This window comes from Archangium lansingense (assembly GCF_026626635.1).
GTDB classification, from domain to species: Bacteria; Myxococcota; Myxococcia; order Myxococcales; family Myxococcaceae; genus Archangium; species Archangium lansingense.
Map to the genome: position 1 here is coordinate 6574516 of NZ_JAPNKA010000001.1, position 17600 is coordinate 6592115.

General features: G+C 70.4%; 15 protein-coding genes. 8 read left to right on the plus strand and 7 right to left on the minus strand.

The window, feature by feature from the left end:
- Window positions 1-56 precede the first annotated feature (56 nt).
- Complete coding sequence (locus OV287_RS26645) at window positions 57-3185, minus strand: serine/threonine-protein kinase (RefSeq protein WP_267536854.1); 3129 nt, start codon at window positions 3183-3185, stop codon at window positions 57-59.
- A gap of 224 nt (window positions 3186-3409) precedes the next feature.
- Entirely contained in the window at window positions 3410-4099 is a 690-nt protein-coding gene (locus OV287_RS26650) for a class I SAM-dependent methyltransferase (protein ID WP_267536855.1), read from the minus strand.
- A gap of 74 nt (window positions 4100-4173) precedes the next feature.
- Here OV287_RS26650 and OV287_RS26655 point away from each other — a divergent pair, with 74 nt between their 5' ends.
- Window positions 4174-5196: a Rieske 2Fe-2S domain-containing protein gene (locus OV287_RS26655; protein WP_267536856.1), complete on the plus strand. Its 1023-nt coding sequence runs from the start codon at window positions 4174-4176 to the stop codon at window positions 5194-5196.
- 10 nt (window positions 5197-5206) lie between these two features.
- On the opposite strand, the gene OV287_RS26660 is transcribed toward OV287_RS26655, so the two are convergent.
- Window positions 5207-6286: a GNAT family N-acetyltransferase gene (locus tag OV287_RS26660; protein ID WP_267536857.1), complete on the minus strand. Its 1080-nt coding sequence runs from the start codon at window positions 6284-6286 to the stop codon at window positions 5207-5209.
- A 99-nt stretch (window positions 6287-6385) separates the two neighbouring features.
- On the opposite strand from OV287_RS26660, the gene glnD reads away from it, so the two are divergent.
- Complete coding sequence (gene glnD, locus OV287_RS26665) at window positions 6386-9082, plus strand: [protein-PII] uridylyltransferase (RefSeq protein WP_267536858.1); 2697 nt, start codon at window positions 6386-6388, stop codon at window positions 9080-9082.
- A gap of 6 nt (window positions 9083-9088) precedes the next feature.
- On the opposite strand, the gene OV287_RS26670 is transcribed toward glnD, so the two are convergent.
- Window positions 9089-9889: a TVP38/TMEM64 family protein gene (locus OV287_RS26670; protein ID WP_267536859.1), complete on the minus strand. Its 801-nt coding sequence runs from the start codon at window positions 9887-9889 to the stop codon at window positions 9089-9091.
- 291 nt (window positions 9890-10180) lie between these two features.
- On the opposite strand from OV287_RS26670, the gene OV287_RS26675 reads away from it, so the two are divergent.
- Genes OV287_RS26675 through OV287_RS26700 form a run of 6 tightly spaced genes read left to right on the plus strand, consistent with a single transcriptional unit; the run spans window position 10181 to window position 14750 of the window.
- A complete protein-coding gene (locus OV287_RS26675; protein ID WP_267536860.1) occupies window positions 10181-10639 on the plus strand; it encodes a general stress protein in 459 nt (152 codons plus the stop codon).
- Between the two features lie 37 nt (window positions 10640-10676).
- Window positions 10677-11015, plus strand: coding sequence for a hypothetical protein (locus OV287_RS26680; protein WP_267536861.1), 339 nt, complete (start codon window positions 10677-10679; stop codon window positions 11013-11015).
- A gap of 33 nt (window positions 11016-11048) precedes the next feature.
- Entirely contained in the window at window positions 11049-12254 is a 1206-nt protein-coding gene (locus OV287_RS26685; RefSeq protein WP_267536862.1) for a cation:proton antiporter, read from the plus strand.
- Window positions 12251-13549 carry a cation:proton antiporter gene (locus tag OV287_RS26690; protein WP_267536863.1) on the plus strand — a complete coding sequence of 433 codons (1299 nt, stop codon included), beginning with the start codon at window positions 12251-12253 and terminating at the stop codon, window positions 13547-13549. The genes OV287_RS26685 and OV287_RS26690 overlap by 4 nt, the downstream gene beginning before the upstream one ends.
- Before the next feature lie 12 nt (window positions 13550-13561).
- Window positions 13562-14173 (plus strand): L-threonylcarbamoyladenylate synthase, encoded by a 612-nt coding sequence (locus OV287_RS26695; protein ID WP_267536864.1) that lies wholly within the window; start codon window positions 13562-13564, stop codon window positions 14171-14173.
- 25 nt (window positions 14174-14198) lie between these two features.
- A complete protein-coding gene (locus OV287_RS26700; protein ID WP_267536865.1) occupies window positions 14199-14750 on the plus strand; it encodes a glutathione peroxidase in 552 nt (183 codons plus the stop codon).
- A 14-nt stretch (window positions 14751-14764) separates the two neighbouring features.
- Here the strand turns inward: OV287_RS26700 and OV287_RS26705 are convergent, their stop codons facing one another.
- From OV287_RS26705 to OV287_RS26715, 3 genes are read right to left on the minus strand one after another with little or no spacing between them, the layout of a single operon-like run.
- On the minus strand, window positions 14765-16180 hold the full coding sequence (locus tag OV287_RS26705; RefSeq protein ID WP_267536866.1) for a cytochrome P450 family protein: 1416 nt from the start codon (window positions 16178-16180) through the stop codon (window positions 14765-14767).
- Window positions 16181-16200: 20 nt separating this feature from the next.
- Window positions 16201-16746: a MarR family winged helix-turn-helix transcriptional regulator gene (locus OV287_RS26710; protein WP_267536867.1), complete on the minus strand. Its 546-nt coding sequence runs from the start codon at window positions 16744-16746 to the stop codon at window positions 16201-16203.
- 6 nt (window positions 16747-16752) lie between these two features.
- Window positions 16753-17439 (minus strand): Coq4 family protein, encoded by a 687-nt coding sequence (locus OV287_RS26715; RefSeq protein WP_267536868.1) that lies wholly within the window; start codon window positions 17437-17439, stop codon window positions 16753-16755.
- Window positions 17440-17600 lie beyond the last annotated feature (161 nt).

Genomic DNA, 17600 nt, shown 5'->3' on the forward strand with positions numbered 1-17600 from the left:
ACCTCCACCGGCAAGCCCGCCTAGACACGGGCGGGAATGAGACACAGCGCCCCGGCTCAGGAGGGGTCGTGGGCGGACAGCCAGGACTGTACCTCGCGCGCGCGGGGCGCGTAGAAGGGCGCGCTGCGTGCGTAGGCTGCCTGGGCCTCTCGTGCCAGCGAGAGCGCCCGGGGCCGTTCTCCTTGCGACCGCCAGAGGACACGGGCGAGCGCGAAGCGTGCCCGGCCTATGTCGTGTGGGGGCAGCTCCACCCGAGTGGAGAGCGTCACCGCCCGCTCCAGCGGCTCACGGGCCTCGCGCAGCTGGCCGCCCTCCACCAGCGCCTCGCCCAGCATCCCGAGCGTCTGCGCCACCCGGGGGTGTTCCGTCCCCAGCGCCTGCTCGCGCAACTCCAGCGCCCGCCTCAGGTAGGCGAGCGCCGGGCGCACCCTGCCCAGGCGCAGCTCCACGTGCCCCAGGTTGTACAGCGCGCTGGCCACCTTCGGGTGGCCGGGGCCGAGCGTGGACTCCCACAGCGCGCGTGCCGCCTCGAAGTGGGCGCGCGCGTCTTCCAGGCGGCCCGCGTCCAACGCCACCGAGCCCAGGTTGTTGCGCGACAGGGCCACGTCCGGATGCCGGGGACCGAGCTGTGCCTCCTGGAGCGCGAGCGCCTCGCGGTAGGCCTCCTCTGCCCGCGGATGCTGTCCCAGGTCCAACCGTGCATTGCCCAGGCTCAGCAGCACATTGGCCATCCGCAGCCGCTCGCCGTCCCCGCCCTTGCGCAGACTGGCCAGGGCGCGCTCGTAGTGGGGCAGCGCCTGCGCAAGTTGGCCCTGCCGCGAGAGCGCATCGCCCAGGTTCACCCGAATCACACTGGTGCTGGAGTGCTCCGCCCCGAGGAGGCGCTCGGCCAGGTCGAGCGCCTCGCCGTAGCGTGCCACTGCCTCGGCCACCTTTCCCTGGAGCCGCAGCGCGGTGGCCACGTTGCTGAGGTGCCCCGCGCGCAGCGGGTGCTCCCGGCCGTACACCGCCTCCGTCAGCGCCAGGGCACGCGCATACTGCTGCTCCGCCTCGGCGTAGCGCCCCATCGCGTTGAGGGCCATGCCCATGACCGTCAGGACCTCGGTGAGCGCCACGTCCTGGGGCCCGCGCGCCCGCTCCAGCAGGGCCAGGGCCTCACGGGCGTCCGTGAGTGAGCGCGCGTACTCGCCCTGCCGGTAACCGAGGGTGCTGCGGACACGGTGCAGCTCCGCGGCCACCTCCAGGGAGGCTTCAGGCCCCAGGCGTTCCAGGGCCGCCTCCGCCATGCGTGCCGTGCGCTGGGCCTCCTTCACCAGGCCCATGCCCTCGACTTCCGTATAAAGGAGGCGGTTCCACGCTTGCGCGGCCGCCTCATCGTCGTGCCCGGCCTCCGCGACGCGCACCGCCTCCTCCAGCACCTCGCGCGCCGCCGCGAAGCCGCCTGCGGTGCCCCGCAACTCGCCCTGCAGGAGCAGGGCCCGCGCCAGCGTGGGCCGGTGCCCCAACCTTCGCAGTGCCGCCACCACCTCTTCCAGCCGGGGTAGCACGCGCGCATGGAACCCGGCCGCGCCCTGCACGCGCAGCCCGTCCAACTCCCGGCGAAGCGCCGCCAGCTCCCACCGGGCCTCCAGGGCTTCCGGCAGCGGGTCCACGCGGGCGAGCGCGTCCCGGTCCGCGCACGCGGCCAGGGAGGGGAGCTGCCGCGCGGCTTCGGGCGCCCGAGGGAGCGCCTCCCGATCGTCCCCCTCCAGCAGCTCCACCAGGACGTGCAACGCCTCTCGCCGGCCATCCAAGCACGCGGCGCGCAGGTCCATCAGCCGCTCGGACTGCGCCTGCCGCATGCGCGTGTCCTCGCAGGACTGCTGCTCCTGGGCCACCAGCGCCTGGGCATAGGCGTCCAGTGCCCGCGCGGTGGATTCGAAAGCGTCTCCCGGCACTGGCGGCACTGCCTGCCGGAAGCGCTGCTCCAGTCGGGCCCGGCGCGTCGCGTCCCAGGTGCCCTCCAACCGGGCCTCGAAGCCGGTGCACACCTGCGTGGCGTCACTCCATGCCAGGCCGAAGCCCACCGCGGCGCTGGCCGTCACGCCCGTAGCCAGTGCTGCCGCCCAACGCCAGCGGCGCGTGCGTGAGCCGGACTCGAGCCGGACGAGCAGCGCGTCCAGGGAAGGGTGGCGCTTGTCCGGCTCGGCGGCCAGGCCCCGCAGCACGGCGTCGCGCACAGCGCCCGGCACGCGAGAGCCGCGAGGCGGCGGCGTCACCCGTCCCTCGCGCAGGGCCCGGACGCGCTCCTCCACAGTGCCACCCGCGAAGGGCCGCTGGTCGAAGAGTGCCTCGTACAGCGCGACGCAGAAGCTGAACTGGTCGCTGCGCGCATCTGCACGCAGGCCCCGCCACTGCTCCGGGGACATGTACGCGGGCGTGCCCAGCCGGACGCCGGTGAGGGTGTCGCCTTCTGGCGACGGGGTCTGCCGGGTGGGGCGCTCCCTGGCCCATGGCTTTGGAGGGGGCAGGGGAGGGAGCATCGCACGCGCGAGGCCGAAGTCGGTGACGCGCACCTGGCCGTCGTCCCCCAGCAGCACGTTGTCTGGCTTGAAGTCGCGGTGCACCAGCCCCACCGTGTGCGCGGCGGCAAGCCCCTGGCCCGCCTGGAGGAAGCGCGAGAGCACCTCGCGCCACGGCCGCGGTGCCTCCGCCAGCCAGCGGCGCAGCGTCCGTCCCCGCACCAACTCCATGGCGAGGAAGACGGTGTCGCCGTCCAGGCCCACGTCATGCACGATGACGACGTTCGGGTGGGACAGCCGGGCCAGCGCCTGGGCCTCGCGCACCAGCCGCCCGCGCGCCTCCGCGTCCGCCACCGCCCCGGGCTTGAGCAGCTTGAGCGCCACCTCCCGGTCCAGGTCCGGATCATACGCGGCGAAGACGACTCCCATGCCCCCCTCGCCCACGCGGCGCAGTAGCACGTAGCGCCCCACGCGCGCCCCAGGCTCCGGCGTACAGCCCGGCCCGAGCGGTGCCATGGGCTCCTGGTTCTCCTCGGACAGACCCTCCTCCCCCCTGAGTCCCGCCACCACCGCGCAGCATGCCGCGCACCCATCCAGGTGGGCCTCCAGCCGGACCACGGCGTCCGCGGACAGGCGCCCCTGCTCCCATTCCAGCAGCTCGTTCTCGTCAGGGCACGGCGTCATGGGAATAAGCGCAAGATCGTATAAGCCGGTAATATACACTTCACCGGGAAGACCCTGCTGAAGTGAGGACGGGCACGTCGGACGCAGTCGACGCCGCGCCCGGGCTCGGGCTCGTGGTACCCACGGGTATCGCGAGCAGGTCCGCATTGGAGGCATCGACCAATGGGTCTCGGTCCGCAGCCGCGATCTACGCGTAAGTCGCGAACGAGCTGCTGAGGTGAGCCTCAGCGCCAGCCGAGAACTGCCTTGAGCAGCGGCAGGCGCACCACGGTACCCGGCAGTCGCAGGGGGTGCAGTTCCATCCTCAGCCCCGCCTCCGCGAAGAGTGCCTCCACCTCCGTGCGTGCCAGCGCGTGAACGGGCACTCCGAGTGCGCGCCGCAGCATCGCCAGCCGCAATGCGTCCGTGCCACGCTCCAGCATCGTGGGTTTCACGTCCTCGTGGATCCAGTCCCGGGTCGTCACGGCGCCACCGGGGGCGAGTACACGTGCCCAATCCCGCACCACTGCGGACCGGTCCCCGGGAGGGATGAGTTGCAGCAGGAAGTCCGTTTCCACCAGGGCGAAGGAGGCGTCGGGCAGCGGCAACTGGCGCGCGTCCGCCAGGAGGAAGCTCACGCGCTCGTCTTCACGCACCACCGCGCGCGAGCGCTCCAGGGCCTCCTCGGCGATGTCCAGGACATACACTTCGGGTCGCAGGCCGTGCTTCGCCAGTGTGTCCAGGAAGGTCCGCGTCGTCCGCGCCGAGCCGGTGCCACATAGCAGCACCTTCGCGCCGGGGGCATGCAGGGGAGCCGTCGGCTCGGTGAGTACCCGGGCGAGGGCCCAGGCGTAGCAGCGCCGCAGGTAACCCGAGTGCCAGGATTGGGATGCCCAGAAGGCCGTGCGCGAGTGATAGGAGTCAGGAGCGTGCATTGAGGGAGTCGCGAATGCGGCGATGGACGCCCGAGCCACTGTAGTGCACACCCGGCTCACGTCATGAGAGGAGCTTGAGGTTGGTTTCAACGGGGTTGGAGTCGCACTGGTACCCGCTCGCCTGGAGTCGAGAGCTGGGCCGGCGCCCGTTGGGGGTGAGCCTGCTCGGCAGGCGGCTCGTCCTCTTCCGGGGCCAGGAGGGAAGGGTGGCGGCGCTGGAGGATTTCTGTCCCCACCGGGGAGTGTCGCTGTCGCTCGGCACGGTGCGCGCGGGGAACATCGCCTGTGCCTATCACGGCTGGCGCTTCGCCTCCGATGGGGCCTGCGTCCATGTGCCGAGCGCCACCGCTTCCACGCCGCCCGCTCGTTGCCGTGTCCCCTCCTTCGCCGCCGTGGAGCAGGAGGGCATGGTGTGGGTCCGTCTGTCCGAGCAGGGCGACGCCGCCCCGCCTCGCTGGGCGTGCTGGGGCGAGCGGGGCTACGCCTTCACGGAGTTGGTGACGGAGGTGGAGTGCCCGCTGACGTGGGTCGTCCAGAACTTCGTCGACTGCGCGCACACGGGCATCCTCCATGGAGGGCTCTTCCGGGGTGAGCCCTCGCGTGACATCGAGGCGCACGTCGAGCAGCGGCCGGAGGGTGTCCACGTGGAGACTCAGGGCGAGACGACGCCCGAGTCGCTCGTGGCCCGGTTGCTCTCGCGAGGCAAAGGCTCCATCCGCCACACGGACACCTACCGGGCCCCGCACACCGTGGAGGTGAACTACTGGTGGGGCGAGCAACACCTCGTCACCACTTCGGTGTGCACGCCGCTCACCGAGCGGAGGACCCGCATCTACACGCGCCTGGGTGTGCGCTTCGGTCTCCTCAACCGCGTGGTGCTGGCGGCGATGCGGCCCCTCACCGCGCGCATCCTCGCGCAGGACGTGCGCATCCTCGAGGACCAGGCGCGCCAGCTCGAGCGCTACCCGGACCGTCCGCTTGCCTCCACGCCCGCGGATCTCCCTTGTCTCTGGGTGCACGACGTCCACCGGCAGTTCTCCGGCGAGCGCTCGCCCCAGCCCGTGGAGCGGCGGCGGCGCGTGGCCTACCGGTTGTAGCCACCGCGTCTCAGAGGAAGGCGAGGTCGACGTGCACCGGCACCTCGGGAGGGCAGGTGGGCACGGGGGGGTCGCCGATGGCCATGGTGAGGACGTGGGTGCGCATCCGATTGGCGGGGCCGTGCACGTGCGGGGAGCCCCGGGCCTCCAGTCCATCCTCGATGACGTTGACGATGTGGCCCCCCATCCGGTGCGCCTCGTGGAGCAGTTGCCGCAGCGCGGGCGCATCGAGCCGCTCGCGCACGGCGAAGGCCAGCTCTACCGTCTCGATGCACTCGCCCGCGCGCGGGAAGGGGTGGGCCCGGGTGAGGGGCCGCAACAGATTCCAGGTGGCGGCCAGGGCTCGCAGGGCGGGTGGGGTGGAGAGCAGCCGGAGCTGGCGGGCACGGGTGGGATTCCAGAGCGCGGTGACGAAGAGCCCGTCGGCGCGGCGGCGGAAGAAGCGCAGCTCGGGGTAGGTGGCACGCACGGTGGCCATGGCGCCCGGTGGGGGAGCGGGCGCGAGGAAGCGGTGGCTCCATTCCCGGGGCAGGGCCTCCAGCTCGGCGTCGGTGGGGAGCCACTCCTCGAGCACGGGCCGTGAGGGGGCGGAGGGGAGCGCCAGGAGCAGGCGGCTGGCCGTGACGAAGGTGCGCTGGATGGTCGTGCGCTGCCCGTGCTTGCCCGCCGTCATGACGGCCAGCGACTTGTCGTTGCCCTGGTTGATGAGGCCCCACCCCTGGTGCACGCCGCGCGAAGCACAGTGCTCGCGCACGGTGTCGAACAGGGCCCGCACCACGCCGGTGCCCCGTGCGTCGGTGGCCACGCGCAGGTCTCCGCCGTAGAAGAGCTCGGCGGGTTGGAGCCGTCCTTCCACGTATGCCATGCGCCGATCGATGCGCGCATGGGCGAAGCCCACCAGCCGCTCGCCGCGCCAGGCGAGCACATCGAAGCCGCTCCCGCCCAGGCTGAGGTACGCGAGCGCGCGCTGAGCGCTGCGCTGGATGATGAGGGGCACGCCGCCCATGGCCGTCTCCGCCTGGAGTTGACGCACCTGGGCCCAGTGGGTTTCCTCGGAGTCGACGATCTGGATGCGGAGGGGGGATGTCACGGCGGCGGCCTCCTTATGTTCCGGTGAAAGTGCGGTCAAGCGCACAGGGGGGTGGATGCGGCCGGACTTCCCGTGGCCCCAAGGATTAGAACCCTGGCCATGAGCGTTCCGCCCATCCCTCAACCCCCCGCGCCCACGCACCGCGAGGCCCTCGGCTCGCTCCCTGGATTTCCGCACGGTGGCCCCGAGGATCGGCTGGCCCGCGCCCGGGAGTACCTTCGCGAGTCCCACGCTCGCGTCGAGGCCTTCCACCGCGGTGGTGCCGCGGGCCTGTCCACCTGCCGCCTCCTCTCCACCGCCACGGACCGGCTCGTCCACGGGCTCTTCTCCGAGCTGTCCTCCGAGCTCCATGCCCCTCCAGGCCTCGCCCTCGTCGCGCTCGGTTCCTACGGACGCCGCGAGCTGTCTCCCCACTCGGATCTGGATCTGCTCCTCCTGCGCGGTCCGGGTGTTTCCGAGGAGGCCACCGCCCCCCTGGCCCGTGCCTTTCCCACGCTCTTGTGGGATCTCAAGCGCGCCGTCGGCTGGAGTGCTCGTGGCCCCGACGAGTGTGCCCGCGCCGCTGACTCCGATCACACCATTCGCACCGCGTTGCTCGACGCGCGCTTCCTCACCGGCGACGCCTCCGTCTTCCAGCTCCTCTCCGAGGAGGTCCTCCCCGAGCTCCTCACCCACCGTGCCGACGCCTACATCCAGGACAAGGTCCAGGAGCTGCGCTCGCGTCGTGAGCGCTTCGGCGACTCCGTCTTCCTCCTCGAGCCCAACCTCAAGCAGGGCGATGGTGGCCTGAGAGACCTGGAGACCGCCCTGTGGATCGCCCGCGTCCGCTTCCGCACGCGCGGCCTCACCGGCCTGCTCCAGCAATCCATTCTCCCCGGCTCCCAGGTGGCGCGCCTCAAGGCCGCCCGCGACTTCCTGCTGCGCATCCGCCATCAGCTCCACTTCCTGCGCGGACGCAAAGAGGACCGGCTCACCTTCGATCTCCAGGAGGAGGTGGCTCGCTTCCTCGGCTATCAGCAGGGCCCCGTGCTGCCCGTCGAGGCCTTCATGCGCGACTACTACCTGGCCGCCCATGCCCTCCGTCAGGCCGCCGATGGGCTCATCGCCCGATGCGAGGAGCTCAGCACCGATCGGAAGATCTCCTTCCTCCCCGAGCGCCGGCTCGGCGCCTTCAAGGTGTTCCGCGGCAAGCTCACCCTGCCGGACCCGGGCCTCTTCACCCGCGAGCCCGCAACCCTCCTCGACTTCTTCCGCACTGCCGAGGAGCACGGACTGCCCCTCTACTCGTGGGCTCGCGAGCAGGCCGTGCAGGCCCTGCCCGCGCTCGAGGCCGCCCGCGCCACTCCCGCCGTCACCTCTGCCTTCAAGGCCCTCTTCGCCCGGCCCGGCACCCGCGGCGAGCTCCTCTTCGAGCTGCATGATGCCGGTGTGCTCGGCGCCGTGGTGCCCGAGTTCGGCCGCGTCACCGCCCACCACCAGCACGACCTGTACCATGTGTACACCGTCGACGTTCACACGCTCTTCGCCGTGCGCCGCCTCTATTCCCTGCGCGCCGGAGACCTGGTCGAGCAGGAGCCCGCGCTCTCCCGCGAGATGCGCGACCTCAAGGATCCGCTCCCGCTCTACCTCGGCATGTTGCTGCACGACGCAGGGAAGGGGATGGGGGGCAACCACTCGGAGAAGGGCCGGCTGCTCATGGTGGCCCTCGGGGAGCGCCTGGGCCTCACGCCCCGCCAGCGCGAGGTGGCTGAGTTCCTCGTGAAGGAGCACCTGGCGATGAGTCACACCGCCCAGCGCCGCGATCTGAGCGACCCGGCCCTCATCGCCGACTTCGCCCGCACCGTGGGCGACGTGGAGAAGCTCACCTGTCTCTACCTCCTCACCTGGGCGGATATCAGCTCGGTGGGGCCGCGCATGTGGACGGGCTGGAAGGCGCAGCTCTTGCGCGAGCTGTATGACAAGGCACGGGCCCACCTCCTGGGCTCGGCGGCGCCTCAGGGCGAGCGCTCTTCCGAGCACGTGCGTGAGCGTTTCCACGCACGCTGGGCCCGTGTCCTCGGCGAGCCGCGGGCACGTGAGCTGGGGCAGGTGCTTCCCGAGCGGTATTTCCTCGGGACGGACCCTTCGCGCGCCACGCTTCACGGTCGGCTGCTCGCGTGCGCCCGCAAGCGCCCCCTGGCCGCGGCGCTCCGCCACCACCCGGAGGCTGGTTACAGCGAGCTGTCCCTCGCCGTCCAGGACAGGCCCGGTCTGCTCGCGCTGCTCGCCGGAGTGCTGTCCGCCCATCGCATCGACATCCTCTCGGCCCGCATCGTCTCCACCTCGGACGGGCTCGCGCTGGACGTCTTCGATGTGCGGCCCCCGCATGGGCTGCTGCTCGAGCGCTCCCGCTGGCGCATGGCCCGGACGGATCTCCTGCGCGTCCTCATGGGTGAGACCTCCATCGAGGACGTGCTGCGCCGCCGTCGCTCCGGCTCTGTTTTGCAGCGCCATCTGCCGCCCGTGCCCCCGAAGGTGACGGTGGACAACCGGGCCTCCCGCGACTTCACCGTGGTGGACGTGGTGGCCCAGGATCGGGTGGGCCTCCTGTACGCCATCTCCTCCGCCCTGACTCGCGCGGGCGCTGGGATTGCCCTCGCCAAGGTGGCCACCGAGGCCCATCGCGCCGTGGACTCGTTCTACATCACCCGCCAGGGCACCAAGGTGGAGGGCACGGGTGACGAGGCGGCGCTGGTGGGCGACATCACCGCCGCCCTGGAGGCGCTGGAGCGCGACGGCGCGGAGGTTCGCGGTTGAAGGGGCTCACGGGCCCGCGGACGGCAGCTCCTGGAAGGTCGAGATCGCCGGCTGGCTCAGCTGGCCCCTTACCCGGGGCGGCCGGCCGAGCGGCGGGGCCTGGGGCTCGGCCTTCTCCGGCTCGTCGGCCGGGACGTCTTCGCTGATCTCCCGGAAGATGCGGCGGCCGAGCACCGCTCCCAGCACCAGCGACACCACCATCCCCACGCCGGACACCACCGTCATCACCGTCCGGCCCTGCGCCAGTCCACTTCCGAACTGTGCCGTGAGGAAGGTGCCGGGGACGGTGCCCAGCAGCACCCCCAGCGCCAGCGGCCAGAAGCGCGCCTTGGCCGCCGTCGCCGTGGCGATCATCACGTCCGTGGGCAGCAGCGGGTTGATGCAGGTGAGCAGCGCGAACTTGAAGCCATGTTTCTTCGCCGCCCGGGTGAGGGCTGGGTAGCGGCTGCCCGCCATGCGCTTCATCAACCGCGTCCCCAGCCAGCGCGACAGTCCGAAAATGAGCGCCGTGGCCAGGAAGCTGCCCAGTAGTGAATAGAGCGTCGCCGCCCGGGTCCCGAAGAGCATCCCGCCCACCGCGGTGAACACCTGGCCGGGCAGCAGCGTCACCGGCCGCACCGCCAGGAAGAGCACGAAGGCCACCGGCGCCCACTTCCCCATGGGCTCCAGGAAGGCCTGCAGGTCCTCCTGGTTGAGGAAGTCCGGGCCCAGCAGCCTCAGCATGGTGAGCCCCCCAATGGAGGCCAACACGGGCGCCAGGATCTTCAGCCAGGCCTTGAGACCGCCACCTCCGCCGCCACCGTTCACGCAAGAGCTCCCTCGCAGAATTGCGGTGAAAGGTGGGACATCGAACGGGAATCGGCAACGTGCACTGGCGTGTTCTTGACACTGAAGCGTCCGGGCGGGCAGGCCGTAGTCTCGCCCGCCGGGACAGCGTGTACCCCTAACCCTGGGTAATTCCTCGGGTTCTCGTGTGCTCTGTCCGGTGTGAACGGCTGGCGGTGTACGGAGCTTGCTTGCATCGGGGCGCTTCCGTCCCAAGTTTTGGGGCAAGGGGCACCCTGGCGGGGAAGGGGAGAAAGTAGGAGGAGAGACGACATGCAGCAGGACAAAGACAACAAGGGCAGCATGACGGTGGCCGAGGCGGGACGGAAAGGCGGAGAGACCGTCCGCAATGAGCGGGGCCGGGAGTTCTACGAGACGATCGGCCGCAAGGGCGGAGCGACAGTGAAGGCCGAGCGAGGCCGCTCCTTCTACGAGGAGATCGGTCGCAAGGGCGGCGAGACCGTGAAGGCCGAGCGAGGGGCGAAGTTCTACGAGGAGATCGGCAAGAAGGGCGGAGACCGGGTGAAGGCCACTCGGGGTCCGAACTTCTACGAGGAGATCGGCCGCAAGGGCGGCCAGAAGGTGAAGAAGCTGATCGAGGAGGGCAAGCGGGCGGCCAGGGCTGCGATGGAGAAGCAGCAGGAGGCTGGAAGCCCGCCGGCGGGACAGGAGGAGCCCGGGGCATCTGCCGCGCCGCCTCCCACTGAGCCGGGCCCAGATCGCACCGAGTAGCGTGACGGGAAGGCCGCGGACCAGATAGACACGGGTCGTGTACCTCTTCCTCGCGTTCCTCGACCACGCGGACCAACCTGAGCGGGCCATCCGACGGCTCCGGGACTTTGGTATCCCGGAGCCGTTGGTTGTACGGGCCCGAAGTGCCGCGGCCACGCTGTCAGCTGAGGTGCCTGTCTTCGCCGGCCTGCGCAGTCTCGCGCTCGGGGCGGATGAAGACAGGCTCATCCTGGTGAGCCTCCTCCCGGCCCAGTCGGCCGAGGAGGTGGAGCGGCTCGTCCAGCGCGTTCAGTTGGAGATGGATGCGGACGACCCTCCGATGGGCCGGCTGGTAGCCCTGCCGGTGATCGCCGCGCCCATGCATCGTCGGGAGTGACGACACGCGCCGAGCGGTGTAATCACCTTTCTCGTGCAGGCGCTGCTCGTCCTACTCGCCATTGCGGCGCTCTCTTTGCTGGCCTCGAGCCGGGTGGTGCTGGACCCTGGCCGTTTTCCAGCCGTGGCGCACCTTGCCGCCAGTGGACTGCTCTTCCTCGCCTGTGGGGCGCTCGTGGGGCCGGGCACTCTGGGGGTGCTCTCCTGGAGCGACCTGACGGCCCTGCGGCCGGTGCTGGCCCTGGGGCTCGGGGTGGCCGGGGTCATCATTGGCCTCAACCTGGAGCCCCGGGTGCTGCGGCTGCTGCCTCGGGAGGTGTACGCGGCGGCGCTCGCTCATGCTGGGACGGCCTTCCTGTGGGTGGCCTTGCCCCTGGCCGGTCCGCTGCTCTTCACCATGGGTCTGCCCCCCGGGGCCGCGGTGGGTGCGGCGGCGCTGCTGGGTGCGGCGGCGAGCCTGTCCTCTGGCCACTTCGCGGTGCTGGGCTACCGCAGCGGGCGGATGGACCGCCGCAGCGGCCTGTCCGTGGCGCTGCTCACCATGCTGGATGATCTGGTGGGCCTGGGGGTGCTCGTGCTGGCGCTCGTCTTCGGCGCGGCGGGCAATCCACTGGAGGGGTTTGGGCTGGTGGCGCTCGCGCTGCTGCTGGGCGTGGCGTGTGGTGCCCTGCTCGCCTTCCTCATGCATGGGCTGAAGGAGCAGGACGAGCTGATGGCGGTGCTGCTGGGCGGGGTCGCGCTGGTGTCTGGGGCCGCGGCGTACCTGCGGGTGTCGGCGCTGCTGGCGGGAGTGGCCTGCGGGGCCACCCTGGCGCTGGTGGGCGGACGGGCCGTGGAGCAGGCGGCACGTGGGCTCGGACGCTTCGAGCGGCCCTCGTACCTGTTGCTGATCTTCCTGGTGGGAGCCCATGTGCAGGCGCGGGACATGATGGCCTGGGCGCTGCTGCCGGGGTACCTGGGCCTGCGCTTCCTGGGCAAGGTCCTGGGAGGCGCGTTCGCGCAGCGCATCGCGGGAGGCACGCTGGCGCTGCCGCCGCGGCTGGGCTACGCGCTCATCGCCCAGGGCGGGCTCGCGCTGTGTCTGGTGGTGGAGTACCTGGTGTTGGTGCCGGGGACCCTGTCCCAGCGCGTCTTTGACGTGGTGGTGGCGGGGGCGGTCATCAACGAGCTGCTCGGCAGCCAGGCCTTCCGCTACGTGCTGGCGCCCGCCTCGGCCCGAGCGCGGGGAGGCATGTCATGAAGGGCGTGCTCCTGCGGCTGACGTTGCTTTTGCTGGTGCTGGCGGCCATCGGCAGGGCGCAGGCGTGGCGCGTGGACACGGGCACGTCGGTGACGCTCGCGGCCGGAGCGCTGCTGCTGTGCGGGTTGTTCGCTGGCAAGGTGGCCAAGGGGCTCGGGCTGCCCCGGCTCACGGGCTACCTGCTGGTGGGCGTGGCGGTGGGGCCCTATGCCCTGGGCTTCATCCCTGGCGCGGGAGTGAAGGGGTTGGAGCTGGTGAAGGGGCTCGCGGTGAGCCTCATTGCGCTGGTAGCGGGCACGGAGCTGCAGCTCCAGCTCATTCGCCGGGTGGGCGCCAAGGTGGCGGCCCTGTGCGTCGGCGTCTGCGGGGTGACGTTCCTGGTTGTCTTCGGGGCGCTCTTCGCGCTCAAGCCGGTGCTGCCCTTCCTGGCGCCCTTGACGGTGCCGCAGGCGCTGGCGGTGAGTGCGCTGGTGTCCATGGTGGTGGTGTCCTTCTCTCCCACGGTGACGATCGCCATCGTGCAGGAGACGAGCGCGCGTGGCAGCTTCACCGAGTTCCTCATGGCCCTGGTCATCATCGGGGACCTGGTCGTCATGGTGGGCTTCGCCCTGGCGGCGGGCCTGACGCGGGCGAGCTTCGGCGGAGGGCTGGACGTGGGAGGGCTGCTGGGCGGGGTGGGGTGGGAGTTGTTCGGCTCGGTGTTGGTGGGCGGCGTGCTGGCGCTGCTCCTGCTGGTGTACATGCGGAGGGTGAAGCGCGAGCTGCCGCTCTTCCTGGTGGGGCTGTGCTTCGTCTCGGCCGAGGCCGGGGCGCGCCTGCACCTGTCTCCGCTGCTGATATCGCTGGCGGCCGGGGCGCTGATCGCCAACCTGGACGAGCGCGAGGGCGAGCGCATCCACCACGCCATCCAGAAGGCGGGCCTGCCCATCTTCGCGCTCTTCTTCGCCGCGGCCGGGGCGGGGCTCAAGCTGGACGCGCTGGTGACGGTGGGGCCGGCGGCCCTGCTGCTGGTGGCGGTGCGGGGCGTGGCCATCTACGTCTCGTGCCGGCGCTTCTCTCCGCCGGAGGATCCCCGGCTGCGCCGCTACCTGTGGATGGGGCTCATCTCGCAGGCGGGCGTGACGTTCGGGCTGGCGGCGCTCATCAGTCGAACCTTCCCGGACTTCGGGCCGCAGGTGGAGGTGCTCATCGTGGCGATGATCACCGCTCACGAGCTGATTGGCCCGGTCCTCACCCGGCGGGCCTTGGAGCGGAGTGGCGAGGTACACTCCGAAGAGGCCGCGGGCCCGGCTTGAGGAGATACGTGTATGGCGTCAGCGCCGATCATCGAGGTGAACACGGAGCACCCGCAGCCGAGGCACGTGCAGCGCGCGGTGGAGGTGCTCTCCAGCGGCGGGCTGATTGCCTACCCGACGGACACCTACTACGGCCTGGGGTGTGACCTGGGCTCGAAGAAGGGTATCGAGCGGCTGTATCAGCTCAAGGGCCGGGACAAGAAGAAGCCCATGGCCTTCCTGTGCCCGGACCTGTCGGACGTGGCGAAGTATGGGCACGTGAGCAACTTCGCGTACCGGACGATGAAGAGCCTGACGCCCGGGGCCTTCACGTTCGTGCTCGAGGCCACGCGGCTGGTGCCCGAGGCGATGATGTCCAAGCAGAAGCAGGTGGGCATCCGGGTGCCGGACTCGGAGCTGGCGCGGGCGCTGGCCGCGGCGCTGGGGCGGCCCATCGTCACCACCTCGGCCACGGACGCCGAGGGCGAGCCCCTCATCGACGCCAAGGACATCAAGGACGCGCTGGGGCACGGGTTGGAGCTCATCCTCGATGGCGGGGTGCGGCTGATGGAGCCCTCGACGGTGGTGTCGTTGATCGGCGACCAGATCGAGGTGCTGCGGCAGGGCAAGGGCCAGCTAGACTGAAGTCTGGGCAAAGAGAGGAAACCGCATGCCGACTACCATTCAAGACGTGCCTCTGAAGACCATCACGGGCGGTGACGCCAATCTTGGCGATTACGCCGGCAAGGTCCTGCTGGTGGTCAATGTGGCCTCCAAGTGCGGACTGACGCCGCAGTATGAAGGCCTGGAGAAGCTCTACGCCGAACGCCGCGGCCAGGGCCTGGTGGTGCTGGGCTTCCCGGCCAACGATTTCGCTGGCCAGGAGCCGGGGACGAACGAGGAGATTCAGGGGTTCTGCCGGTCCACCTTCGGTGTGGATTTCCCGATGTTTTCGAAGATCACGGTGACCGGACCGGACATCCATCCGTTGTACCGCGAGCTCACTCAGCGGTTCCCCAAGGCGGCCTCGCGGCCTGGCGAGAACTTCCGCGAGCGGCTGCAGGGCTACGGCATGACGCCGAACCCCGAGCCTGGTGTGCTCTGGAACTTCGAGAAGTTCCTCATTGGCAAGAACGGCGAGGTGGTCGCTCGCTTCGCGCCGGACGTGCCGCCGAACGATCCCCTGGTGCTCTCCGCCATCGACAAGGCGCTCGCCGCCTGAGGGCGTTCCCGTTCCTAGAACAGGACCGGAATCCGGGTGAACCCACGCAGGTTGGCGACACTGCCCCACTGCATCTCCTCGGCGGGGACCGCCAGCCGTAGCTTCGGGAAGCGCTGGAACAGGGACTCGAAGGCGATCTGCCCTTCGAGCCGGGCCAGCGGCGCCCCGATGCAGACGTGGATGCCCTTGCCGAAGGCGATGTTCCGGTGGGCGTCGGGCCGCGTGATGTCGAACACCTCCGGATTGGCGAACCGCGCCGGATCCCGATTGGCCGAGGAGAGCCCCACCGACAGGTTCTCCCCCTTGGGAATGCGCGTTCCTCCCAGCTCCATCTCCTCCAGGGCGATGCGCGGCGTGCTGATGTAGTCGACCGGTCCCCAGTAGCGCAGCGTCTCCTCGACGAGCCCCTTGGCCAGGCCGGTGGGGTCCGCCAGGAAGCGGGCGTGCTGCTCGGGGTGGGTCAGGAGCGCGAAGACGCCGTTGCCAATCAGGTTCACCGTCGTCACGTGCCCGGCGAAGAACAGGATGAACACCATCGACACCATCTCCCGGTGGCTGAGGGTGTCCCCATCCTCCTGGACGTGGAGCATCTGGCTGATCATGTCCTCGGCCGGCGCACGCCGCTTCCGCTCGAACAGCCCGTCCAGGTACTGGCTGAACGCCCGCAGGCTGGCCCGAATCCGATCATCCCGCATGGCGTCCTTGCGATCGGCGCGCAGGAGGAGCTCCGCCCAGCCATGAACCTGCTCTCTATCCTCCGCCGGGATGCCGAGCATGTCGCTGATGACCGTGACGGGCAGGGGGTAGGCGAAGGACTCGATCAGGTCCATCCGGCGCTCCGACACGGCCTCACCGCGCTCGGCCGCCTTGCGCTCGATGGTGTCGAGCAGCTCATTGACGAGCCGCTGGATGCGCGGCCGGAGCAGCTCCATGGCGCGAGCGGTGAAGTTGGGCTGAACCAGCTTGCGCAGCCGGGTGTGATCCGGCGGGTCGAGCATCAGGATGCTGTGCGCGAGGGGCCGGAACTCCTCGGGCATGGTCGCCTCCAGCCGCGCCCGCTGCTCCGGCGTCATCACCGAGCGCATGTCGGAGGCGTAGCGATCACTGAGGAGCACGGACACCGCGTCGTCGTACCGGCTCACGAAGAGCCTGTCGCGTCCGGGAACCCTGCCGGACTCGCGCGCTCGTGAGCCCTCCGGATTGACCCCATCCGAGATGCCGCGGCCGAAGGGGCAGCGCACCACGGGTCCCAGGGCCCGCAGCTCGGCATAGATGGCGGGGGCGTTGGCCAGGAACTCGGGGTCCTCCCTGTCCAGGACCACGGAGTCCTGGGTGGGAGCTTCCCGGAGGGCCCTCGCGGGGCAGGTGCCGTCCTGGGTCTGCACTGGCGTCACGGCTTCCTTCTGCTCGTCCATCCGGTTCGTCGTCATGGTGTCCTCCGTCGTTGGTGTCACTTCTTCCGGCCCTTGCTCGCGGGCGGCACGCGTCTGCGCCGGGTGGGGCGCACCTCCTCGTCCTCCAGCCCCTCCTCGGGGGGCGAGGGCGTGTGTTGCTCCAGCGCGCCGAGCGCTCGCTCCATGAGGTCCAGCGCGCGGCCCAGTTCCTTCAGCTCCGCCGGGGAGGCGCTCGCGAACTGGGCGGCCAGGTCACCGGTCAGCGCCTGACGGACCCGCTGGCTCACCGCCAGTCCAGCCTCCGTCAGCACCATGCGGAGCCGCCGCCGGTCGTCGGGCTCGGCCTCGCGTCGCACGTAGCCCTGCCGCTCCAGGCGGTCGAGCAGTCCGGTGATGACGGCCGGCGTGACCAGCAGCCGCCGCGCCAGGAGCCCAGGAGAGGAGACTCCCTGCCGGATGGCGTAGAGCATGGTGAGCTGGCGCAGACTCAACTCCCCGCCCAGGTGGTTCGCCTGCACGCTCGTGGCGGCCCAGCGGTGGAGGCGGGACATCAGCTGCAGTGCGCGCTCCGCGTGCTCGATGAGGGGGTCGCTCCGAGTCATCGCTCCCTACCCATTCGCGGGGGCGCACAGCCGCGCGCGCAGCGTGGCCACGGGGGTCTCCCAGTGGTCTTCGAACCTGACGCTGAGGAACTGCGGGGACGCGCGGCCTCGGCGAAACGCGGCCCACAACCGCTGTAGGTACTCGGATCGCCCGATGCTGGACTGCGGAGTCTTGAGGAGCCCGATCGTGCCGTTCAACAGGACGAACGCCGTGGTCCGGAGTCCCAGGTTGCCCAGGACGTACGCCTGCAGCTCCATCTCGCCCACCACGTCCGTGCCGTAGCCCGTCAGCACGTGCAGCAGGTCATGCGTCTCGCGGTATCGCTTGGAGATGAAGTGGATGTCGTTCTCGAGCTCGAGCGTCGTCTCGAAGGGGAAGATCTTGTTGTCGCGGTAGTAGCGCGCGAACTCATGGCCGAGCGTTCCCTCGGGCATGCGCTCGAACGCGGTCAGATCCAGTTCCTTGCCCTGTAGAGAAGGGCGCTCGGACAGCAGGCGGCGCCCCTCCTCGCCGCGCTGGAACTGCTGGACGAGCGATGCGTAGACGTTGGCGTTCAGACTCAAGTTGAACGTCTGGCCGGCGGTGGGATTCGTTGGGTCCTCCTTGAGCACCCCCAGGCACTGGCTCGCCACGCGCAGGCGGGTGAACAGGGAGGCGTTGTCGGGCAGGGACAGAGTCTGGGCATCGCTCATGGGGGCCGGCTCACAGGATGGGGGATGGGAGTTGATGTGGGCTCAGGGCGGACAGGCTCATCCCATTCGTTTATGAGGTAAATGATATACGAAGCAAACCATTCGATCAACGCGTACCCATCGGTGCGTCATGTTGAACGCCAGCTCCCTCTCGGAGGTGT